Here is a 21,711-nt window from a genome sequence, read left to right as displayed (position 1 = left end):
ATGAGCCGGGGGGCGGAGACTGAAAAATAACGCTAACTTGATGTAAAAAAAGGTAAACAGGCACAAATCCTGCACGTTACCCCTTAGGCTAACGCGTTTTAAGTTTACAGGATATTTTTTGCGCATTTTTTAAGGAGCGGTAATGCAACAACAGATAACGCGCTGGCTGGAACAGTTTGGTTTGGAATTCGGCGGAGTGATGTCGCTGTTGATGGTATTGGGGTTGATTGTTCTGATCTCGGTCGCGATCCACCTGGTGCTGCACCGGGTGGTGTTGGCGGCCCTTCAGCGCCGTGGCCAGCAGTCGCAGCGCGTCTGGCAACAGGCCATCACCCAATACAAACTGTTCCAGCGCGTGGCGCTGCTGCTGCAAGGGGTGATCATCAGCATCCAGGCGACGCTGTGGCTGCAGAGCGGCAGCCAGACTCAGGCGGTGATCGTCACCGCCGCGCAGGTGTGGATCCTCGCCTTCACCCTGTTGTCGCTGTTCTCGCTGCTGGATACGCTGCTGGCGCTGCTGCGCCAAAGCCCGATTTCCAATCAGCTGCCGCTGCGCGGCATTTTCCAGGGCCTGAAGCTGGTGGCGGCGATCCTGATCGGCATCATGATCGTCTCATTGCTGATGGGCAAATCGCCGCTGCTGCTGCTCAGCGGTCTGGGCGCCATGACCGCGGTCTTGATGTTGGTGTTCAAGGATCCGATCCTCGGGCTGGTGGCCGGCATCCAGCTCTCCGCCAACGACATGCTGAAGATCGGCGACTGGCTGGAAATGCCGAAATACGGCGCCGACGGCGCGGTCACCGACATCGGCCTGACCACGGTCAAAGTGCGCAACTGGGACAACACCGTCACCACCATCCCCACCTACGCGCTGATCTCCGACTCATTCAAGAACTGGCGGTCGATGTCGGAATCCGGCGGGCGCCGCATCAAGCGCAGCCTGAATATCGACACCGGCAGCGTGCACTTCCTGTCGGAAGAAGAGCAGCGCCGCCTGCAGCGCAACCCGCTGCTGCACAGCTATCTGAACGTTAAGACCCAGGAGCTGAGCCAGCACAACCAGGAAATCGCCGTCGATCTGGCCTCGCCGCTCAACGGCCGCCGCCTCACCAACCTCGGCACGCTGCGCGCCTATCTGGAAGCCTACCTACGCGCTCATCCGCGCATTCACCAGAACATGACGCTGATGGTGCGCCAGCTGGCGCCGACGCCGGAGGGCCTGCCGCTGGAAATCTACGCCTTCACCAACACCACGGTCTGGGCGGAGTACGAAAGTATTCAGGCGGATATTTTCGATCATATCCTGGCGGTGATCGACGAGTTCGGCCTGCGCGTGCATCAGACGCCAACCGGCAATGACCTGCGCGGCATGCTGCGACAAAGCGCGAACGCTTCCTGACGTCGGCTGACGTAACTGTGTCTGCTGGTAATTATTCTCTTTCAATTGCCAGCAGATATCTCCATCCCCTTCTTTTCCCCGGCGAAAACGGCGTTAATGCGCCATCACCTTCACCACCGAGAGGGAAAGCCCTTGCTGAAACGCATACGTCATCGGCTGTTTACCCTGCTGGCCACCCTGCTGTTTATCGGCTGCCTGCACAGCGCGTCGCTGGATGAAAGCCGCATGCCCCGCAATCTGCAACCTTCGCTGAGCGCCCTCAGCAGCAACCTGCAGGACATTCGCGAAGTGCTGGCGCGCTGCGCCGGCGAGGAAGAGGAGGAACGGCTGAACGACGGCGGCATGCGCATCGAAGCGCGCGCCGCCGGGGAGGAGGAAGCGGAAGATAAACCCTAAAAAAACACCGGCCTCAGCCGGTGTTTTTCCATTTAGTCTTGCTGCGTCGCCAACGGCGCGCGTTTTTTCTGATGGTTGACCTTGAACCAGTACCCCGCCAGCAGCAACACCACCCAGACCAGGCCGGCGTACAGCGAGACGCGCGTGGTCGGGAAGTAACCGATCAGGCCGATGATGAACACCAGGAACACGATCGCCACCACCGAGGTGAACACCCCGCCGCGCAGCGGGAACGCCAGCTGCTTCACCTGCTCTTTGCTCAGGCTGCGGCGGAAGGCGATTTGCGAGAACAGGATCATGATCCACACCCACACGGTGGCGAAGGTCGCCAGGGAGGCGATCACCAGGAACACGCTCTCCGGCATGATGTAGTTGAGGTATACCGCCAGCAGCAGCGCCAGCATCATCACCACCACCGTCACCCAGGGAATGCCGCGTTTCGACACCTTGCTGAACATCTTCGGCGCGTGCCCCTGCTCGGCCATGCCATGCAGCATGCGGCCGACGCCGAACACGTCGCTGTTGATCGCCGACAGCGAAGCGGTGATCACCACGAAGTTGAGGATGCCCGCCGCCACGGTGATGCCCATATGCTGGAAGGTCAGCACGAACGGGCTGCCGTTGGTGCCCACCTGGTTCCACGGGTAGATCGACATGATGACAAACAGCGTGCCGACGTAGAACACCAGAATGCGCCACGGCACCGAGTTGATGGCTTTGGGAATCGATTTTTTCGGATCTTTGGCTTCGCCGGCGGTGATGCCGATGATTTCAATGCCGCCGTAAGCGAACATCACCAGCTGCAGCGACAGGATCATGCCGATAACGCCGTTGCTGAAGAAGCCGCCGTTCGACCACAGGTTATGAATGCCGGTCGGTTGCCCGCCGTTGCCGATACCCCAGATGATGATGCCGATGCCGGCCGCGATCATGATGATGATGGTGGCGACCTTGAAGAACGAGAACCAGAACTCCAGCTCGCCGAATACCTTGACGCTCATCAGGTTGATGGCGCCGATGATCAGCACCACGCTCAGCACCCAGATCCAGTGCGGCACTTCCGGGAACCAGACCCCCATATAGATGCCGAAGGCGGTCACGTCGGCGATGGCGACGATCAGGATCTCAAAGCAGTAAGTCCAGCCGGTGATGTAACCCGCCATCGGGCCGAGGTAGTCCTGCGCGTAGCGGGAAAATGAGCTGGCCTGCGGGTTGTTGACCGACATCTCCCCCAGTGCGCGCATGATGATAAAGGCCACGATGCCGCCGATCAGGTAAGCCAGCAGCACGCTCGGGCCGGCCATTTTGATGGCGTCCGCCGAGCCGTAGAACAACCCGGTGCCGATGGCCGACCCCAGCGCCATAAAGCGGATATGACGCGTGCTGAGGCCGCGTTTCAGCTTATTGTCGGAGGCAGTGGTGGGTGACTGTTGTTGCATGAAAATGACCCATAGTTTTAAACGAAAAAAAGCCACGGACATGTCCGTGGCCCTGGATTTAGCCGGGGGATTATCAGTGCGCGGTCACTTGGGAACGCGTGCACACCCGATCATAAATCGCGACCAGCGCCAACATCAGCAGCGAAGGCGGCAACCATGCCAACCCCTGCTCCGCCAGCGGCAGGTGAGTGGACCAGGCCGGCAGCAGCTGCTGGAAGCTGGACGCTTTCACCGCGTCAAGAATACCAAACAACAGGCTGACAAGCATCACCGGCGCGATGATGCGCGGCGCGCTGTGCCACCAACGCAGGGTGAAGCTCAGCACCACCAGCACGATGCACGGCGGATAAATCGCGGTCAGCACCGGAATGGAGATCTGGATCAGGTGGCTCAGGCCGAGGTTGGACACCACCATCGAGAACAGGCCCAGGATAAACACCAGCGTCTTGTAAGAGAACGGCAGGTATTGCGCGAAGAACTCGGCGCAGGCGCAGGTCAGGCCCACCGCGGTCACCATGCAGGCGATGAAGATCAGCGCCGCCAGGAAGAAGCTGCCGAGGCCGCCGAAGGTGTTCTGAACGTAAGCGTGCAGGATCACCGCGCCGTTGGTGGCGTCAGGCACCAGCGCGCCGCTGCCGGAGCCCAGCTTGAACAGGCTCAGATAAACCAGCGTCAGGCCCACGCCGGCGATCAAACCGGCCAGAATGGTGTAACGGGTCAATAGACCGGCGTCTTTCACGCCGCGCGAGCGCGCCGCGTTGACGATAACGATGCCGAATACCAGCGCGCCCAGCGTATCCATGGTCAGATAGCCGTTAACGAAGCCGGAGGAGAAAGGCACGCTCTGATAAGCCGCCGTCGCCGGGATAGGCGCGCCGGCAGGCCACAGCAGCGCGGCGATGCCCAGTACGGCCAGCGCGACGATCTTCAGCGGCGCCAGCACGTGGCCGACGGTATCGAGCAGACGGCCCGGATACAGGGAGATGCCGATCACCAGCGTGAAGTACACCAGACTGTAGATGAACAGCGGCATGGCGCCGTCGCCGGTCAGCGGGGCGATGCCCACCTCAAAGGACACGGTGGCGGTGCGCGGCGTGGCGAACAGCGGGCCGACGGCCAGGTAGCAGACGGTCGCCAGCAGCAGGCCGGCGCCGCGGCCGATCGGCGAACTGAGGGCGTCGATGCCGCCGCCGACGCGCGCCAGCGCGATGACGGTGATGACCGGCAGGCCCACGGCGGTGAGCAGGAAGCCCAGCGCAGCGATCCAGACGTGTTCACCGGACTGCAAGCCGACCATCGGCGGGAAGATGATGTTCCCGGCCCCAACGAATAAGGCAAAGGTCATGAAGCCCAGTGCCAGGATATCTTTTGACGTTAAACGATGACTCATACGATGTCGTGTTGCCTGTTCAAATGAAAAAAAATTGTCCGATAGCGTGGTGGCGAAACGCCCCACCCGGTTGCCGGCATGCCCGATCGTCGCAGCGCCTAATAAGCACCCTAAACGCAGTCGATCCGGCGTTTATGTCCCTATTCGAAAGTGGCCGCTCATGAAGATGGGCAAAATTTTAGGAGTTATAAAAATGGAGGTTTAATCCGACAACGAAGGCTAAGGTAAACGTTTATAGCGCTTCAAGGCAAGACGCACGGCGAAAAGCAGAGCTATCGACCATATAAACTTTAGCCACCAGTCGATCATATTGGCTATCAATAAATATACACTACATGATTTGTATCATTTTTGAACAATGAATTCACGAAACGTGAAGCATATATCGCTTTACCGCGCGAAAACGCCAATAAATGCCCGGTTTTCGCGTGGTATAAGCTCCGTTTTGCCGTGAAAAAAGGCGAAAATTACGCCGATTTTTGTCGCTTATTGCGCCGTGGCCGGCGCGAGCGGTGGCAACCCGAGCGCCTGACGAGTCTTCTGCAGGGCGGCCGGCGGCAGCGGCAGATAGCCGTCGTGGTTGACCAGGCTTTGCCCTGGTGTCGACAGCACGCGATCGAGGAACGCGGCGGTCAGCGGCTCCAGCGGTTGATTGGGGGCTTTGTTGATGTAGATATACAGATAGCGCGACAGCGGGTAGCGATCGTTGCGCACGTTGGCGGCGGTAGGCGCGACATAGTCTTCTCCCGACTCCGCCAGCGGCAGCAGCCGCACGCCGCTGGCGCGAAAACCGATGCTGGCGTAGCCGATGCCGTTGAGCGAACCGGCCACCGCCTGCACCACCGAAGCCGAACCAGGCAGCTCATTGACGCGCGGCATGAAATCGCCGCCGCACAGCGCGCGCAGTTTGAAATAGCCGTAGGTGCCGGACGCCGAGTTGCGGCCGAAGCGTTGCAGCGAGCGTGTCGCCCAGTCGCCGCGCAGCCCCAGCTCGCCCCAGCGCGTCAGCGGCTGGCTTTCACCGCAGCGCCGGGTGGCGGAGAAAATGCGATCGAGCTGCTGCAGGTTAAGGCCGCGCAGCGGATTGTCCTGATGCACCAACACCACCAGCGCATCCACCGCTACCGGCACCGCCAGGGGCGCATAACCGTAACGGTGTTCGAACGCCGAAACCTCGGCCGCCTTCATCGGCCGGCTCATCGGGCCCAGTTGCGCGGCGCCCGCCGCCAACGCGGTCGGCGCGGTCGACGAACCGGCGGCCTGGATCTGCAGGTTGACGTTGGGATAATGCTGGCTGAAATCCTGCGCCCACAGCGCCATCAAATTCGCCAGCGTGTCGGAGCCGACGCTGGACAGGTTGCCCGCCAACATGCCGTCAGGCTGCGCCAGCGCGCCGCGTCCGGCCAGCAGCGCCAGGCAAAGCAACAGCCCTCGGGTAATTCGGGTCATACCGGTGTCTCGCGTTAATTTTTCACCGCATTCTCTGATAAAGCGGCGGGAACAATCAACCGATTGGGCAAGGTAAAGATAAAGCGGGTGCCGATCCCCGGTTCGCTGAGGATCTCCAGCCGCGCGTCGTGATGGCTGAGCGCGTGCTTGACGATCGCCAGCCCCAGCCCGCTGCCGCCGGTCTGGCGCGAACGGGCCTTGTCGACGCGATAAAAACGCTCTGTCAGGCGCGGCAGATGCTCGGCGGCGATGCCCGGCCCGTTGTCGCTGACCTGGAATTGCGCGCCGTGCGCCGTCTGCTGCCAGCTGACTTCGATATGGGTGCCCTTCGGCGTGTGGTTGACCGCGTTGTACACCAGGTTAGACACCGCGCTGCGCAACTGATCTTCATTGCCGAACACGTTGAGCTGTTCGTTCACCCGGAAGGTGATCTCGTGATTGCCGCCGCTCAGCGATTGCGCCTCGCGCTGCAACACCCGCAGCATCAGCGGAATATCCACCCGCTCGTTCATGTCGACATTGGGCGCCGCCTCGATGCGCGACAGCGTCAGCAACTGCTTGACCAGCCCGTCCATCCGGCGGGTCTGCTCTTGCATGGTGCTAAGCGCCTTGCTGCGCAGCGAGCCATCCTGCTCTTCGTCGCCCATCATCTCCAGATAGCCCTGCAGCACCGTCAGCGGCGTGCGCAGTTCATGACTGACGTTGGCGAAGAAGTTGCGCCGCGCGCCCTCCAACTGGCGCATCTGGGTGACGTCGCGCGCCACCATCAGCAGTTGCCCTTCAGAATACGGCATCACGCGGAATTCGACGTAGTGTTCGTTGTTCAGCTGCAGCGTCAGCGGGCGCGAAAACTCCTGTTGTTGCAGATAGTGGCTGAATTCCGGATACCGCAGCAGGTTAAGGATGTGCTGGCCGTTGTCTTCCGGCCAGCGAAAGCCGAGCAGATGCTGCGCCAGCCCGTTGCACCAGAAGATATTGCCTTCGACGGTGGTCATCACCACCGCGTCAGGCAGCGATTCGGCCCCGCTGCGAAAGCGCTTGATCAGCAGCGCCAGCTCGCGCCGGCGGCGGCGGTTGCGCTGCTGCATCTGATACAGGCCATAGAACAGCGGCTCCCAGCTCCAGCGGCCGGGCGGCGGCGTCATGCTGCGGTCGATCCACAGCCAATGGGAGAGTTTGAGCTGGTTGTAGAAATTCCACACCAGCGCAGCCAGCGCGGAGGCCAGCAGGAACCAGGGCAGATAACCGAAAATCAGCCCCAGCAGTAAGGCGGGCAGACAGAAAAGAGCCAGCTCCAGAGCCAGCCTCTTCCACGACAGACGTTCTAACACGGCATATTCTCCAGCGCGGCGCGATCAGTAGCGCGTTGAGAACCGGTAGCCGGTGCCCCGAACGGTTTGAACCATTTTATCATGCCCACTGGTTTCTAACGCCTTGCGGAGCCGACGGATATGCACGTCAACGGTACGGTCTTCCACATAAACGTTAGTGCCCCAGACGTGATTAAGCAACTGCTCGCGGCTATAAACCCGCTCCGGGTGGGTCATAAAGAAGTGCAGCAGCTTGAACTCTGTCGGCCCCATGTCCAGCGCCTGATCGTTCGCCATTACGCGATGGGAGGACGGATCCAGACTCAACCCTTGCATTTCAATCACTTCTTCCACCGCCATCGGCGAAATGCGGCGCATGACCGCTTTGATGCGCGCCACCAGCTCCTTGGGCGAGAACGGCTTGGTGATGTAATCATCCGCCCCCACTTCCAGGCCGCGCACCCGGTCTTCTTCTTCGCCGCGCGCGGTCAGCATCATCACCGGGATATCGCGGGTCAGCGCTTCGCGCTTCATATGTTTGATAAACTGAATGCCGGAACCGCCGGGCAACATCCAGTCAAGCAACACCAAATCAGGGAACGGCTCAGACAGACGCGTCACGGCGCTGTCATAATCCTCGGCTTCCAACGGTTGGTAACCATTCTGTTCCAACACAAAGCACACCATCTCACGGATCGGCGCTTCGTCTTCCACCACCAGTATGCGTCTTGCCATCGTCAATCCTGCCAATGTGTTAGCGACTTTTCGGGCGCCATTATGCGTCAGTTTTGTGACACTTTTATGAAAAAAACCGGCTGTTATAGGCAGTAAGCATAGCGATTATTTCCCGCAGTAAAGAAAAATCATCCGGTTGTCATCATCATTGCGCCGGGACAGCCGCCGCCGCGGCCTTTATAATCATCGCCATTATCTTCACATCCGGGAGTGTCATGCGCCTGATCCACACCTCTGACTGGCACCTTGGCCAGTACTTTTTCACCAAAAGCCGCGCCGCCGAGCACCAGGCTTTTCTGAACTGGCTGATCGAACAGATCGAACAGCAGCAGGTGGATGCGCTGATCGTCGCCGGGGATCTGTTCGATACCGGCTCGCCGCCCAGCTATGCCCGCGAGCTGTACAACCGCTTCGTGGTGGAACTGCAGCGCACCGGCTGCCAGTTGGTAGTGCTGGGCGGCAACCACGATTCGGTCGCAACGCTGAACGAATCGCGTGAACTGCTCTCCTGCCTGAACACCACGGTGATCGCCAGCGCGCAGGGCGCCCCGGAACAGCAGATCGTGGTGCTTAACCAACGCGACGGCCAGCCGGGCGCGGTGCTGTGCGCCATCCCGTTCCTGCGGCCGCGCGACCTGCTCACCAGCCGCGCCGGCGAATCCGGCGCGCAGAAACAGCAGGCGCTGCAGGAAGCCATCGCCGAACATTACCAAGCGCTGTATCAGGCGGCCTGCGAGCGCCGCGACCAGCTGGGCCTACCGCTGCCGATCGTCGCCACCGGCCACCTGACCACCGTCGGCGTCACCACCTCCGACTCGGTGCGCGACATCTATATCGGCACCCTCGACGCCTTCCCGGCGCAGGCCTTCCCGCCCGCCGACTATATCGCGCTCGGCCACATTCACCGCGCGCAGAACGTCGCCAAATCGGAGCATATTCGCTATAGCGGCTCACCGATCCCGCTCAGTTTCGATGAGCTGGGCAAAGCCAAAAGCGTCTTCCTGGTCGATTTCGCCGACGGCGCTTTGCAGCGGGTAGACGCGTTAACGATCCCGCAGTTTCAGCCCATGCAACTGATCAAAGGCGATCTGGCCGAGATCGAACGGCAGCTGCGGCAATTTGCCGACTATGCCGGCGAGCTGCCGGTGTGGCTGGATATCGAAGTGGCGACGCAGGACTACCTCAGCGACATCCAGCGCCGCATCCAGCTGATGGCGGATGAGCTGCCGGTGGAAGTGGTGCTGCTGCGGCGCAGTAAAGAGCAGCGCCGCCAGGCGATCGCGCAGCAGGATAAAGAAACGCTGAACGAGCTGAGCGTCAACGAAGTGTTCGAACGGCGTCTGACACAGGAGGCCGACATGCCCGAAGCGCGCCAACGGCGGATGCACCAACTGTTCCGCCAGGTGGTCGAGGCGGTGCAGCAGAACGCCGAGGAGACCAACCCATGAAGATCCTCAGCCTGCGCTTAAAAAACCTCAACTCGCTGCAGGGCGAATGGAAAATTGACTTCACCGCCGAGCCGTTCGCCAGCAACGGCCTGTTCGCCATTACCGGCCCGACCGGCGCGGGCAAAACCACCCTGCTGGACGCCATCTGCCTGGCGCTGTACCACCAAACGCCGCGCCTCAACGTCACGCCGAGCCAGAATGAACTGATGACCCGCCACACCGCCGAATCGCTGGCGGAGGTCGAATTCGAGGTCAAGGGCGTCGGCTATCGCGCCTTCTGGAGCCAGCGCCGCGCCAAAAACGCGCCGGACGGCAATCTGCAGGCGCCGAAGGTCGAACTGGCGCGCCGCGAGGACGGCAAGATCCTGGCGGACAAGGTGCGCGACAAGCTGGAGCTTACCGCCGCCATCACCGGGCTGGACTTTGGCCGCTTCACCAAATCGATGATGCTGTCTCAGGGGCAGTTCGCCGCGTTCCTCAACGCCGACGCCAACGATCGCGCCGAACTGCTGGAAGAGCTGACCGGCACCGAAATCTACGGGCGGTTGTCCGAACAGGTGTTCGAGTCGCACAAGCAGGCCAAAACCGACCTGGATGCGTTGCATCAACGCGCCAGCGGCATCGAACTGCTGAACGACGAGCAGCGCCAGTCTCTGACCGAACAGCTGACGGCGCTGAGCGCGCAGGAAATCGCCCTCGGCGAGCAAACCCAGCGGCAGCAACAGGCGCTGAGCTGGCTGCAGCAATGGCAACGCCTCCGGCAACAGCAAAGCGAGGGGCAATTGCGGCTGGACACCGCCCAGCGCGAGCAGGCGGAGGCCGCCCCACAGCTGAAGCGGCTGGCGCTCAGCGAGCCGGCCGAGAAATTGCGGCCGCTGCGCGGCGAACGCGATCGTTGCCGCGCCGAGCTGCAGACGATACAACAGCAGGCAGCCCAGCTGACGCAACAACAGGAACAGCACTCGGCGCAGCTGGCGCCGCTGCAGCAGGCGGTGGAAAAAACCCGTCTGGCGCAGCAAGCCCATGCCGAGCATATGCGGCAACAGCAACAGTTGATCGATGACCAGGTGGCCCCGCTCGACCATCAAATAGCCCAACTGCAGTCGACACAGGCCGAGCGGCGACAGGCCGGCGATGCCGCCGCGCAGCAATGCGCCCAGCAGCAGACCGCGCTGGAGCAGCTCACCGCCCAGCGCAGCCAACTGACGACGCAGGCCGCACAGCATCAACAGCAGTTGAACGCGCTGACCGAAGCACTGGCCGTTCAACAGCAACAGCAACAGGCGCTGGAGGCGCAAACGCCGTTGGCTCCGCTGCGCCAACGCCTGAGCGCCCTGGCGGATCTGCGCCCAACACGCCAGCAGCTGTTTACTCTATCTTCTTTGTCGCAGCAAATCGTTAAACGGCTGGAACAGCAGCGGCAAGAGCTAAACAGCGGCCAACATGAACTTACCCAGTTGGAACCACAGCTAGAACTCATCCGTCAGCAATTTAAGCAGCAGAAAGCCCACCAGGCCGATGTTGAAAAAACCTATGCGCTGGAACAACGGATCGTGGGTCTGGAGGCCGAGCGCGCCCGTTTGCAACCCGGCGCCCCCTGCCCGCTGTGCGGCTCATGCGAGCACCCGGCGGTAGAACAATACCAAGAGGTAAAACTGTCAGAAACCGCGCAACGTCTGGAGCAAATGAAAGTCCAGACCGAAGCATTGCAAAAACAAGGCGTCGAGCTGCGAGCCCGTTACGACAACCTGCAACAGCAATTGCAGCGTCAGCAGCAAACCATCGCGCAGGATGAACAACAGCTGGCCGGCCAACAGCTGCAGTGGGGGCAGCTCAGCGCGCCGTTGGCGTTCGACTTTACGCTGGCGGATGGCGAGCAACTCAGCGCCTGGCTGAACGGCTGCGACGACGAAGAACGGCGCGGGCAACACGCGCTGCAACAGCATGAACAGGCGGCGCAGGCGGTACAGCAGGCGAAGGATGCGCTCATCGCTCTGCAAACGCAGCAGCAGCAGACGCATCAACAGCTGGCGTTGCTCGAAGAACGCTTTACGCTGCTGCAGAAAGCCCACGCCGACAGCCTGCAACAGCAGCAAGAGCTGCATCAACGCTGGCAAGAAGGCGAGAAGACCCTTGCCGAACGACGCGCGCAGCGGCTGGCGCTGTTCGGCGAACAGCAGGTCGCCGAGGTGCGCGAACAGCTGCGCGCCAAACACACCGCCTGCGAACAGGCCAGCGTTCAGGCCGCCGAGCAGTGGCAAAAGGCGCAGGAACTGCGCGAACGCCTGGCCGGCCAGCAGGCCGGGCTGCAACATCAACACACTCAGATGCAGGAGCGGCTGCAGCAGGCGCAGCAGCAGTGGCAGCAGGCGCTGGCCGACAGCGAATTCGCCGATGAAACCGCCTTCACCGCCGCGCTGCTGGACGATGTCCTGCGCCGCGAATTGCAACAGCGCAAAGAACAGCTGCAACAGCGGCAGGTGGAGGCCGCCGCCCTGCTGACGCAGGCGACGCAAACGCTGGAGCAGCACCGGCAAAACCGCCCTGAAGGGGTGGATGAAGCCAACGCGGATCTCGATGCGCTCACCCAATCGCTGGCCGAACTGGCACAGCAGTTGAAGGCGCTGCAGCTGCGCCAGGGCGAACTGCGCAACCAGCTGGAAAGCGACGCCGAACGCCGTCTCAATCAACAGGCGCTGTTCGAGCAGATCGCCCGCAGCCAGCAAGACTACGACGACTGGAGCTGCCTCAACCAGCTGATCGGCTCAAAAGAGGGCGACAAATTCCGCCGCTTCGCTCAGGGGCTGACGCTCGATCATCTGGTGTATCTGGCCAACCTTCAACTCGGCCGGCTGCACGGGCGCTACCTGCTGCAGCGCAAGACCAGCGACGCGCTGGAGCTGCAGGTGGTGGACACCTGGCAGGCCGACGCGCTGCGCGATACCCGCACCCTGTCCGGCGGTGAGAGCTTCCTGGTCAGCCTGGCGCTGGCGCTGGCGTTGTCCGATTTGGTCAGCCACAAAACCAGCATCGACTCGCTGTTCCTCGACGAAGGTTTCGGCACGCTGGACGCCGAAACCCTCGATACCGCGCTGGACGCGCTGGACAGTCTGAACGCCTCCGGCAAAACCATTGGCGTGATCAGTCACGTCGAGGCGATGAAAGAGCGTATTCCGGTGCAGATCAAAGTGAAAAAGGTCAACGGGCTCGGCGTCAGCCGGTTGGAGGCGCACTTCAGGCTGGAATGATCCCGCCGCGCGCGGCGCAGAAGTGTGACCGCGGCGGCACTCCGCAGTGAAAAGCGTTGAGCCGCGGCAAGCACGGGTTATTATGCAGGCATAACAGGATTGTTACTGTATCCCCTTCGCCGCTCAGGCCGCAGGACAGAAACATAAAATACAGGCAAAACCTGACGCCCGGGATCGCTTCCGGGCGTCAGGTTTTTTCGTTTTCAGGATGCTGAAACACCGGGAAAAACCATGAAAATCGCTAAAATACTCAATAATAACGTGGTGATTACGCTGGACGACCGTCAGGAAGAGACGGTGGTAATGGGAAAAGGAATCGGCTTTAAAAAGAAGCCCGGCGATACGCTGGACGAAAGCCTGATCGAAAAGGTGTTCACCCATAACGGCGGTGAAATCGCCGAGCGCTATAAAGAGCTGCTCGCCGAGATCCCATTGGCCTGCGTCACCACCGCCGACAGGATCATCACCCTCGCCCGCGAACGCCTGCCGGGCAAGTTGCATAACATCGTCTACATCACGCTGACCGATCACATCCACTTCGCCCTGCAGCGCCATGCGCAAGGGCTGGATATCAAAAATGCGCTGCTATGGGAGATTAAAAAGCTCTACCCGGCCGAGTTCGCCGTCGGGCTGGAGGCGCTGGCCCTGATCGCCCAGCGGCTGGATACCGCGCTGCCGGAAGACGAAGCCGGATTTATCGCCCTGCACCTGGTCAACGCTCAGCTTAACGACGAGATGCATAACACGCTGCACATCACCCGCGTGATGCAAGAGATCCTCAACCTGGTCAAATACCATTTCCGCTTTGATTACAACGAGGAATCCCTGAGCTACCACCGCTTCGTCACCCATTTGAAGTTCTTCGCCCAGCGCCTGCTGGGGAAAAACTACGTCGACAGCGACGACGACTCGCTGTATCAGGTGGTGAAAGAGAAATACCGCGAGTCTTTCGCCTGCGCCGGCAAGATCAACCGCCACATCGAAAAGCACTATCAGCATCAGCTCACCACGGAAGAGATGATGTTTCTGACCATTCATATCGAACGGGTGCGCAGCGAAAGCGAGGAAAAGCCGGCTTAACGGCGGGCGTCCGCCACCCGCACGCCGTACTGCGGAAACACCGCGTCGGCGGAGATCAGCGTCAGCCCCTCGGCCTGCGCCTGTGCGATCAGCATGCGATCGAAAGGATCCTGATGATAGGGCGGCAGCTGCCCGGCCTGTTGGCAGTGAAAGGCGTCCATCGGCAACGACAGAAAATCCTCGGCCTCGATGATCGCAAAGATGTCTTCCGGCAGCGCCAGTTTGCCCTGCGTCTGCTTGATCGAGATCTCCCAAATGCTGGCCGCGCTGACGTACACCGCATTGCCCGGATCGGCGATCTGCCTTTTGGCGTTCGCGCCCAGGCAGGCGTCATCAATCAACCACCACAGCAACGCGTGGGTATCCAGCAACAGGCGCTTCATTCATCGCCCTCAAACAACGCCGCAATGGCCGCATCCCCCGCGTTGAAATCCGCCGGCACGGTGAACTTGCCCTTGGCGGCGCCAGGGCGGCGCGCTCCCCCCTTGATGGCGACCAGCTGTACGTACGGCTTCCCTGCTTTTGCAATAATCACGGTTTCTCCCTCCGCGGCTCTGTCCGCCAACTGACTCAGATTGGATTTGGCTTCGTGCATATTGGCCTGAATCGGCATACGCGTCCTCCTTAGCTAAGTTAGCTAAAGCATAAAGCGCCGTCCAGTTTTTGTACAGTGAAGGGTTTAAAGCGCGAGCAGCCTCGCGCTTTGTTGCAACGCTTAGCGCTGCTGTTGCGGCCACAGCCAGGCCGCGCCGCGCACGCCGCTGGAGTCGCCGTGAACCGCCTTGCGGATCGGCGTTTCACACTCGCCGCCGAACACCCAGTCTTTCACTCGCTGCGGCACCGTGCGGTACAGGCGATCCACGTTGCTCATGCCGCCGCCGAGCACCACCACGTCCGGATCCAGCATGTTGATCACGTGCGCCAGCGATTTCGCCAATCGCATTTCGTAACGTACGATCGCCTGCTCCGCCAGCGCATCGCCCCGCTCGCTCAGCGCCATGATCTCATGCCCTTGCAGCGCGTTGCCGCTCAGGCGCGCATAGTCGGTGGCGAAACCGGTGCCGGAAATAAAGGTTTCGATGCAGCCCGGTTTGCCGCAGTAGCACGGCACTTCGCGGGCGTAACGCAGCTCATCGTCATCCTGCCACGGCAGCGGGTTGTGGCCCCATTCGCCGGCAATGCCGTTGCCGCCGGAATGCGCCTGGCCGTTCAGCGCCACGCCGGCGCCGCAGCCGGTGCCGATGATGACCGCAAACACGGTTTTCGCGCCGGCGCCGGCGCCATCGGTGGCTTCCGACACCGCCAGGCAGTTGGCGTCGTTGGCGATACGCACCTCGCGCGCCAGCAGCGCCGACAGATCCTTGTCCAGCGGCTGGCCGTTGAGCCATACCGAGTTGGCGTTCTTCACCCGCCCGGTAAACGGCGACAGCGTGCCGGGAATGCCGATCCCGACCGATCCCTGTTCGCCGGTATGATCCTCCGCCAGTTTCACCAGTCCGGCGATCGCCGCCAGGGTTTGCCGGTAGTCATGGCGCGGCGTGGCGATGCGATGGCGAAACAGCTCCCGCCCGTCATTCGCCAACGCGATCACTTCAATTTTTGTTCCACCCAAGTCGATGCCAATGCGCACGTATTTTTTCTCCTCGATGCCACGCAGCGTTGTCACAGCCTAATGTAAGCGCGCGAATGAATCACCTGTTTCCCATTCTCCGTCCCGTCCTTCCCCGGTGCGCAAAGCGACGCAATTCGGAGAGAATGGGGCGATTTTTCAGCGTCAATTCGTTATCATGCCGCCCTGCTTTTGACGAATCAGCGTGCCGAACGCACGCCCAGCCAGGGATAACATTATGCTGTGGTTTAAGAATTTGATGGTTTACCGTTTGAGCCGCGAAGTGGCGTTAAACGCGGATGAAATGGAAAAACAACTCAGCGCGTTCGCCTTCACGCCGTGCGGCAGCCAGGACATGGCGAAGACCGGCTGGGTCTCCCCGATGGGCTCGCACAGCGATGCGCTGACGCACGCGGTCAACGGCCAGATCGTCATCTGCGCGCGCAAGGAAGAGAAAATCCTGCCGTCGCCGGTGATCAAGCAAGAGCTGCAGGCCAAGATTGAGCGCCTGGAGGCGGAGCAACACCGCAAACTGAAGAAAACCGAGAAGGACGCGCTGAAAGATGAAGTGCTGCACAGCCTGCTGCCGCGCGCGTTCAGCCGCTTCAACCAGACCTTCATGTGGATCGACACCGTCAACGATCTGATCATGGTCGACGCCGCCAGCGCCAAACGCGCCGAAGACACGCTGGCGCTGCTGCGCAAAAGCCTCGGCTCGCTGCCGGTAGTGCCGCTGACCATGGAAAGCCCGATCGAACTGACGCTGACCGAATGGGTGCGTTCCGGCGAGATGCCGGCCGGCTTCGCCATTCAGGATGAGGCGGAACTGAAAGCGATTCTGGAAGAAGGCGGCGTGATCCGCTGCAAGAAGCAGAATCTGATCAGCGACGAAATCGCGGTGCACATCGAAGCCGGCAAGCTGGTGACCAAGCTGGCGGTGGACTGGCAGGAGCGCATCCAGCTGATGCTGTCGGACGACGGCTCGCTCAAGCGCCTGAAGTTCGCCGACACGCTGCGCGAGCAGAACGACGATATCGATCGCGATGACTTCGCCCAGCGCTTTGACGCCGACTTTATCCTGATGACCAGCGAGCTGGCGGCGTTGATCAAAAACACCATCGAAGCGCTCGGCGGCGAAGCCCAGCGTTAATCCCGCCTCAGAAACGACCAGGGCCCAGCCTTCGCTGAGCCCTGCGTTCCCCTAACGAGCAACGTTTATTTGCTCAGGTAGCGGCACAGATAGGCGGTGGCGTCGGCCACCTGCAGGTTGAACTCGCTGTGCCCCGGCACGAAGAACTTCTCGCCCGGCGTAAACACCTGCCAGTCCGGCGCCCCCGGCAGCAGCACTTTCAGCGCCCCGGTGATCACCGTCATTTCTTCCGGCTGCGCGGTGGAGAAGGTGTATTCGCCCTCTTCCATCACGCCCACGCTGGTAAGACCGATGCTGCTACTGTCAAAACCGATAGACTTCACTTTTCCGGCAAAATACTCATTCACTTTCAGCATAGACTGGCACCCGCGTAATCATCTTGATGGAAAATCCATATTGGGGGATTGCGGTTGATCTGTCACTGGTTTTTCGCGCGAAATGCGATCGCGGCGCAGAGGCAAAGGTTTCCGTGCGCCACGCTCAGGCCATCGCCATGAAACAACCGCGTCAAAAACCCGCGCCGCGCAAACTGAAATCGATCGGCAACGTCAATTCCACCGTGCCGTTGACGTAGGCGTCCGCCGGCGGCGTGGGCAGCGGCGACGCGCGTTTGACCAGCGCCTGGATTTCACGATCCAGCGACGGCAGCCCGGCGCTGCTGACCAGCGTCACCGCCAGCACGTGGCCCTGTCTGTCCAACGTGAAACGCACCTGCCCGACGCCCTGGCGCTTCAGCCGCAGTGCGTCTTTGGGGTAACGCTTAAAGCGATTCAGGCGGCCGCTGATGCGGCTGCGCCAGTTGTCCTCCCCCGCCTGAGCATAGGGTGTCAGGCGGGTTTGCGGCGCGGCCGTTTTATCCGCGCGGCCCGGCGGCGGCGCGCCGACGCTTTGCTCCTGAACCTTCGGCGGCGCGATGATTCTCTCCTGCGGCGGCGTGCGGGGCAGGTTGTTTTTCTTCACCGGCTTAGGTGGTTTTTTCTGTTTCGGCGGCACGGCGATGTTCGGCTGCGTGGCGTCAGGCGCTTTCACCGGCGGCAACGGCTCCGGCGGCGCCGACGGTTCAGCCTGAGGCGGCGGCGTCCTTTGTCCCGGCGGCTGTTTCGCCTCGGCCGGGGCCTGCGGCGCGGCGGCCATCAGCACCATCACCGCCGGCGGCGGCACCCACGGCGGCTCGGCCTTGTCTCTCCTGGGCCAAAGCAGCGCGGCAACCAGCAGATGCAGCGCCAGCACCAACACCAGACAACGGCGCCAGGGCATGGCGGCGCCGGGCGCGGCGAAAGGCAGCGGCGAAACCGACATGCTCACTCTTCCGTCAGCGCCAAATGGAGGCGATCGGTCAGCGGTTTGAACAGATAGTTCATCATCGAACGCTCGCCGGTGCGGATGAATCCTTCAACCGGCATCCCCGGGCGGATCTCCAACCCGTTCAAACGTTGCAATCCTTCTTCGCTGACCTTGGCGCGCACGCTGTAATAAGGCGCACCGCTTTTCTCGTCGGTCAGGCGATCGGCCCCGACCAACGTCACTTCACCCTCGACGCGCGGCGTGGTGCTTTGGTTGAACGCCGAGAACAACAGTTCGACCGGCAGCCCCACCTGCACCTTGTCGATCAGTTCGACCGGGATGCGCGCCTCCACCTGCAGCCCCCGATCGCTGGGCACGATCTCCATCAGTTGCTGACCGGCGCCGATCACGCCGCCTTCGGTGAACACGCTCAACCCCACCACGGTGCCCGCCACCGGCGCTTTCACCTGCGTATGCCCCAGATCGGCCTCCGCCTTGGCCAAGCGGTTATCCAGCTCGTCCAGCTTCATCCGTACCTCGGCCAATTGGCTACTGACCTCTTTCTGATACTCCTCCCGCCGCTGGATCGCCCGCAGTTTCAGCTCCAGGATTTGGCGGCCCAGGCGGCCGATATTCCCGGTATCCTCGGACGCCTGGCCGTCGATCTGCGCATGCTGCCCTTCCAGATCCAACAGCCGATTGCGCGCCACATACCCCTGCGCCGCCAGCTTGCGCATGCCGCTCAGTTGCTCCTGCAACATGGCCTTTTGCCGTTGCTTGCTGGCGTAAGATTGCCGAACCCCTTCCAACATCGCCTGCGATCCGGCGATGCTCTCCGCGATCGCCGCCAGCTCGCTCTGCAGCGCCGCACGGCGGCTGGTGAACAGCTGTTGTTGCAGCAGCATCAGCGACATCACCTCCGGCTCTTCTCGCCGCGCTTGCAGCAATGGCGGGAAAGCGATCGCCTGCAGACCGTCGCGCTCGGCCTGCAGCCGCGCCTGCTGCGCGGCGTTGCTCAACTGCTGGCTGCGCAGCGCATCGCGCTGGGTGCGGCTGTCGACGGTATCCATCAGTAACAGCACCTGCCCGGCGCGGACCCGGTCACCCTCATGCACCTGAATCTGCGACACCACGCCGCCGCTCGGGTGCTGCACCGCCTTGCGGTTGCCGGCCACCACCACGCTGCCGGAAACCGGTACGCCCTTATCCAACGGCGCCAACAGCCCCCACAGCAGGAAGCCGCCAAATCCCAGCAGCACCAGCCAGCCGCCGAGCCGCAGATGGCGCCCTTCGTCAAACTGCCGGGAAAGGGTGTCGATATCGCCGGGGATCACACTCTGATTGCTCATACTTTTCGTTCACCGCTGGCCGTTTTGGCGAAATTGGCGTAATTGACGTTGAAGCCGCCGTTGCTGCGCCCGGTATTGGCCGGAGCGGCGGCAGCGGCGGGCGCAAAACCAGGCAGTTTTTTCAGGATGGCGTCGCTGGGGCCGAAGTGCTGCACCTGGCCGGCGGTCAGCACCAGTAATTTGTCGGTGGTCGCCAGGATCGCCGGTTTGTGGGTCACCAACACGATAGTGGTGCCGCGCGCCTTCAGCGCTTCGATCGCCCGCTGCAGCGCCTCTTCCCCTTCGCGATCGAGGTTGGCATTCGGTTCGTCCAACACCACCAGCGCCGGAGATCCATACAGCGCGCGCCAGCGCCACCCGTTGACGTTGGCCTCCGGACAGGCCGCTGCCGCCTTCACCCAGCTCGGTCTCATAGCCTTTCGGTAAATGCAGGATCAGCTGATGCACGCCGGCCAGCGCCGCCGCGGCCACCACCTTCTCGGCGTCGACCTGGCCAAAGCGGGCGATGTTGTCCGTCAGGGTGCCGGCGAACAGCTGGATATCCTGCGGCAAGTAGCCGATATGCGGCCCGAGTTGTTGCTTGTCCCACTGTTGAATGTCTGCACCGTCCAGCCGCACGTCGCCGCTGATCGGCGTCAGCGCGCCGACCAGTTGGCGCATCAGCAACGTTTTGCCGGAGCCGGACGCGCCAATCACGCCCAGCACCTCGCCGGCTTCCAGACGAAAACTGACGCCGTGCAACACCGGCGCCGTGCCGCCGGGCGCACTGGCGGTCAACTGGCTCACGGTCAATGCGCCGCCGGGCGCCGGCAGCGGCAGACTCGGTATTCGTGGCGGGTTAGCGGCCAGCATCACCTCCAGACGCTGCAGGGACTGGCGCGCCGATGACCACTGCTTCCAGGCGCCGATCAGCTGATCGATCGGCCCCAGCACCCTGCCGATCAGGATCGATCCGGCGATCATCATGCCCGGCGTAATGTCACCGCTGACCGCCAACAGCGCGCCGCAGCCCAACATCAGCGACTGCAGCGCCAGCCGCACGGTTTTCGACCAGGCGGTGACGGCGGCGATTTTCTCGCTGGCGCGGTTCTGCAACAGCAGGAACTGCTGATGCTGCCGCAGCCAACGCAGGCGCAAGTCGGTCAGCATCCCCATGGCGGCGATAGCTTCGGCGTTGCGCAGATTGCCGTTGGCCTGCTGTGTGGCGCTCAGCGCGACCCGGCCGGCCTCCGCCAGAGGCGCTTGCGACACCCGCTGATTGAGCCAGGCCAGCAGCACCAGCACGATCACTCCGGCGCTGGCCAACGCGCCAAGCCAGGGGTGGAGCAGAAAAACCACCAGCAGATAAACCGGGAACCAGGGGGCATCGAAAAAGGCGAACAACGCATTGCCGGTGGCGAACTGGCGCAGGTTGGTCAGATCGTTCAGCGCCTGCCCCGCCAGCGGGTTGCCGGTTTTCAGATTGGTTTCGAAGGCGGCGTCGTAGACTCTCTGATTGAGGCGCATATCCATCTGGGCGCCGAGGCGGATCACCACCTGGCTGCGCACCCACTCCAGCAGCCCCATAAACAGGTAAAGGCCGACCACCATCAGGGTCAGCATCGCCAGCGTCATGCGGTTGCCCGACGGCAACACGCGATCGTAGACCTGCAGCATGTACAGCGCCGGTGCCAGCATCAGCAAGTTGATCACCGCGGTAAACAGCGCGATGCCCCAAAATCCGCGCCGGTATGCGGCCAGCACGCTCATCACTTCTCCGCGCCTGACGGCGTTTTTCATGGCGTTTTCCATCGGCTAAAAACGAGAAAACGCCCGCCGGGGCGCACGGCGCCGGCGGGCAAACGGCCGCGATCAGGCCGCCAGCAGTTCCGGGCTGTCGGCGTGCTGCACGCCCACCGCCGTCGCCGCCGCCACCTGATCGAAGGTGGAGTTGACGCTCAGGCCGTAGTCGTCGAGGATGCCGTTCAGCGCGGTCTCCAGCGCACCGGTATCGCCGGACATCAGGCCGTACACCACCTGGTGCACCACGCCATCATGACCCTGCGCCTGCAGGCTGCTGAGGTTCAGGCCGCCGAAGCTGACGTCAGGCACCTGGATGCTGTACGGCGATGTATCGCCACCGCTCAAACCGTCGCCGAAGGACAGGGAATCCAGCTGGCCGTACAAGGTATGCGCCGGTTCGTTGAACAGCGTGTAGGTCAGGTTGCCGCCCGCCACGAAGGCGGTCACCTGGTTTGCCGTGCTGCTGATGGCATACTGACTACCGGACAGGCTGCCGCCATAGAAGCCGCCGCTGTTGGCGTCGGTGACATTGCCGTTGGTGTGATTGACATCACCGAATGTCGAAGCCCACTGGCCCAGATAGTCATGAATGCTGTAACCGCCGAAGCTGCTGTCATAATTGACTGAAAATGCCATTTCTCTA

At 61.9% G+C, this 21,711-nt stretch carries 18 protein-coding genes and 1 pseudogene; 6 read left to right on the top strand and 13 right to left on the bottom strand.

Features of this window, described 5'->3' with window-relative positions; all coding sequences use genetic code 11:
* Positions 1 to 142: 142 nt before the first annotated feature.
* Both J0F90_RS04895 and J0F90_RS04890 read left to right on the top strand, forming a co-directional pair.
* A complete protein-coding gene (locus tag J0F90_RS04895) occupies positions 143 to 1,399 on the top strand; it encodes a mechanosensitive ion channel family protein (protein WP_016928882.1) in 1,257 nt (418 codons plus the stop codon).
* Between the two features lie 132 nt (positions 1,400 to 1,531).
* On the top strand, positions 1,532 to 1,795 hold the full coding sequence (locus J0F90_RS04890) for a hypothetical protein (protein ID WP_033641157.1): 264 nt from the start codon (positions 1,532 to 1,534) through the stop codon (positions 1,793 to 1,795).
* Between the two features lie 32 nt (positions 1,796 to 1,827).
* On the opposite strand, the gene proY is transcribed toward J0F90_RS04890, so the two are convergent.
* The 5 genes from proY to phoB form a co-directional block, all read right to left on the bottom strand.
* Positions 1,828 to 3,234 (bottom strand): proline-specific permease ProY, encoded by a 1,407-nt coding sequence (proY, locus tag J0F90_RS04885; protein ID WP_033641478.1) that lies wholly within the window; start codon positions 3,232 to 3,234, stop codon positions 1,828 to 1,830.
* A 73-nt stretch (positions 3,235 to 3,307) separates the two neighbouring features.
* Positions 3,308 to 4,624, bottom strand: a complete 1,317-nt coding sequence (brnQ, locus tag J0F90_RS04880; RefSeq protein ID WP_033641158.1) for a branched-chain amino acid transport system II carrier protein — start codon at positions 4,622 to 4,624, stop codon at positions 3,308 to 3,310.
* 486 nt (positions 4,625 to 5,110) lie between these two features.
* On the bottom strand, positions 5,111 to 6,073 hold the full coding sequence (locus tag J0F90_RS04875) for a PstS family phosphate ABC transporter substrate-binding protein (RefSeq protein ID WP_033641159.1): 963 nt from the start codon (positions 6,071 to 6,073) through the stop codon (positions 5,111 to 5,113).
* A gap of 14 nt (positions 6,074 to 6,087) precedes the next feature.
* A complete protein-coding gene (phoR, locus tag J0F90_RS04870) occupies positions 6,088 to 7,404 on the bottom strand; it encodes a phosphate regulon sensor histidine kinase PhoR (protein WP_004940434.1) in 1,317 nt (438 codons plus the stop codon).
* Between the two features lie 24 nt (positions 7,405 to 7,428).
* A complete protein-coding gene (gene phoB, locus J0F90_RS04865) occupies positions 7,429 to 8,118 on the bottom strand; it encodes a phosphate response regulator transcription factor PhoB (RefSeq protein ID WP_004940438.1) in 690 nt (229 codons plus the stop codon).
* 215 nt (positions 8,119 to 8,333) lie between these two features.
* Here phoB and sbcD point away from each other — a divergent pair, with 215 nt between their 5' ends.
* The 3 genes from sbcD to licT all read left to right on the top strand — a co-directional run bounded on the left by sbcD (position 8,334) and on the right by licT (position 13,894).
* Complete coding sequence (sbcD, locus tag J0F90_RS04860; protein ID WP_033641160.1) at positions 8,334 to 9,566, top strand: exonuclease subunit SbcD; 1,233 nt, start codon at positions 8,334 to 8,336, stop codon at positions 9,564 to 9,566.
* On the top strand, positions 9,563 to 12,814 hold the full coding sequence (sbcC, locus tag J0F90_RS04855; protein WP_033641161.1) for an exonuclease subunit SbcC: 3,252 nt from the start codon (positions 9,563 to 9,565) through the stop codon (positions 12,812 to 12,814). The genes sbcD and sbcC overlap by 4 nt, the downstream gene beginning before the upstream one ends.
* 231 nt (positions 12,815 to 13,045) lie before the next feature.
* Positions 13,046 to 13,894, top strand: coding sequence for a BglG family transcription antiterminator LicT (licT, locus tag J0F90_RS04850; RefSeq protein WP_033641162.1), 849 nt, complete (start codon positions 13,046 to 13,048; stop codon positions 13,892 to 13,894).
* Here the strand turns inward: licT and J0F90_RS04845 are convergent.
* The 3 genes from J0F90_RS04845 to mak form a co-directional block, all read right to left on the bottom strand.
* On the bottom strand, positions 13,891 to 14,277 hold the full coding sequence (locus tag J0F90_RS04845; protein WP_033641163.1) for a type II toxin-antitoxin system VapC family toxin: 387 nt from the start codon (positions 14,275 to 14,277) through the stop codon (positions 13,891 to 13,893). The genes licT and J0F90_RS04845 overlap by 4 nt on opposite strands.
* Positions 14,274 to 14,507: a type II toxin-antitoxin system Phd/YefM family antitoxin gene (locus J0F90_RS04840; protein WP_033641164.1), complete on the bottom strand. Its 234-nt coding sequence runs from the start codon at positions 14,505 to 14,507 to the stop codon at positions 14,274 to 14,276. Before J0F90_RS04840 ends, J0F90_RS04845 begins: the two co-directional genes overlap by 4 nt.
* A 102-nt stretch (positions 14,508 to 14,609) precedes the next feature.
* Entirely contained in the window at positions 14,610 to 15,524 is a 915-nt protein-coding gene (gene mak, locus J0F90_RS04835; RefSeq protein ID WP_033641479.1) for a fructokinase, read from the bottom strand.
* Between the two features lie 217 nt (positions 15,525 to 15,741).
* Between mak and rdgC the strand changes: the two genes are divergently transcribed.
* Complete coding sequence (gene rdgC, locus J0F90_RS04830) at positions 15,742 to 16,653, top strand: recombination-associated protein RdgC (RefSeq protein WP_004940461.1); 912 nt, start codon at positions 15,742 to 15,744, stop codon at positions 16,651 to 16,653.
* Between the two features lie 65 nt (positions 16,654 to 16,718).
* On the opposite strand, the gene ppnP is transcribed toward rdgC, so the two are convergent.
* The 5 genes and pseudogenes from ppnP to J0F90_RS04805 all read right to left on the bottom strand — a co-directional run bounded on the left by ppnP (position 16,719) and on the right by J0F90_RS04805 (position 21,704).
* A complete protein-coding gene (gene ppnP / locus J0F90_RS04825; protein ID WP_004940463.1) occupies positions 16,719 to 17,009 on the bottom strand; it encodes a pyrimidine/purine nucleoside phosphorylase in 291 nt (96 codons plus the stop codon).
* Between the two features lie 151 nt (positions 17,010 to 17,160).
* A complete protein-coding gene (locus J0F90_RS04820) occupies positions 17,161 to 17,952 on the bottom strand; it encodes an energy transducer TonB (protein WP_033641166.1) in 792 nt (263 codons plus the stop codon).
* A gap of 2 nt (positions 17,953 to 17,954) precedes the next feature.
* A complete protein-coding gene (locus J0F90_RS04815; protein WP_033641167.1) occupies positions 17,955 to 19,286 on the bottom strand; it encodes an HlyD family type I secretion periplasmic adaptor subunit in 1,332 nt (443 codons plus the stop codon).
* Positions 19,283 to 21,065 (bottom strand): annotated as a pseudogene (locus J0F90_RS04810) (type I secretion system permease/ATPase). Before J0F90_RS04810 ends, J0F90_RS04815 begins: the two are co-directional and overlap by 4 nt.
* 72 nt (positions 21,066 to 21,137) lie before the next feature.
* Positions 21,138 to 21,704, bottom strand: coding sequence for a hemophore HasA (locus J0F90_RS04805; RefSeq protein ID WP_016928898.1), 567 nt, complete (start codon positions 21,702 to 21,704; stop codon positions 21,138 to 21,140).
* Positions 21,705 to 21,711 lie beyond the last annotated feature (7 nt).

The sequence above is a fragment of the Serratia marcescens subsp. marcescens ATCC 13880 genome (assembly GCF_017299535.1).
GTDB classification, from domain to species: domain Bacteria; phylum Pseudomonadota; class Gammaproteobacteria; order Enterobacterales; family Enterobacteriaceae; genus Serratia; species Serratia marcescens.
Note: the sequence above shows the minus strand (reverse complement) of the source record. Positions and strands in the feature narration are given on the sequence as shown.

Coding starts and splice junctions, on each gene's coding strand:
- J0F90_RS04895 (WP_016928882.1), top strand. CDS start 143: ATGCAACAACAGATAACGCGCTGGCTGGAACAGTTTGGTTTGGAATTC.
- proY (WP_033641478.1), bottom strand. CDS start 3,234: ATGCAACAACAGTCACCCACCACTGCCTCCGACAATAAGCTGAAACGC.
- brnQ (WP_033641158.1), bottom strand. CDS start 4,624: ATGAGTCATCGTTTAACGTCAAAAGATATCCTGGCACTGGGCTTCATG.
- J0F90_RS04875 (WP_033641159.1), bottom strand. CDS start 6,073: ATGACCCGAATTACCCGAGGGCTGTTGCTTTGCCTGGCGCTGCTGGCC.
- phoB (WP_004940438.1), bottom strand. CDS start 8,118: ATGGCAAGACGCATACTGGTGGTGGAAGACGAAGCGCCGATCCGTGAG.
- sbcD (WP_033641160.1), top strand. CDS start 8,334: ATGCGCCTGATCCACACCTCTGACTGGCACCTTGGCCAGTACTTTTTC.
- sbcC (WP_033641161.1), top strand. CDS start 9,563: ATGAAGATCCTCAGCCTGCGCTTAAAAAACCTCAACTCGCTGCAGGGC.
- licT (WP_033641162.1), top strand. CDS start 13,046: ATGAAAATCGCTAAAATACTCAATAATAACGTGGTGATTACGCTGGAC.
- J0F90_RS04845 (WP_033641163.1), bottom strand. CDS start 14,277: ATGAAGCGCCTGTTGCTGGATACCCACGCGTTGCTGTGGTGGTTGATT.
- J0F90_RS04840 (WP_033641164.1), bottom strand. CDS start 14,507: ATGCCGATTCAGGCCAATATGCACGAAGCCAAATCCAATCTGAGTCAG.
- rdgC (WP_004940461.1), top strand. CDS start 15,742: ATGCTGTGGTTTAAGAATTTGATGGTTTACCGTTTGAGCCGCGAAGTG.
- ppnP (WP_004940463.1), bottom strand. CDS start 17,009: ATGCTGAAAGTGAATGAGTATTTTGCCGGAAAAGTGAAGTCTATCGGT.
- J0F90_RS04820 (WP_033641166.1), bottom strand. CDS start 17,952: ATGTCGGTTTCGCCGCTGCCTTTCGCCGCGCCCGGCGCCGCCATGCCC.
- J0F90_RS04815 (WP_033641167.1), bottom strand. CDS start 19,286: ATGAGCAATCAGAGTGTGATCCCCGGCGATATCGACACCCTTTCCCGG.
- J0F90_RS04805 (WP_016928898.1), bottom strand. CDS start 21,704: ATGGCATTTTCAGTCAATTATGACAGCAGCTTCGGCGGTTACAGCATT.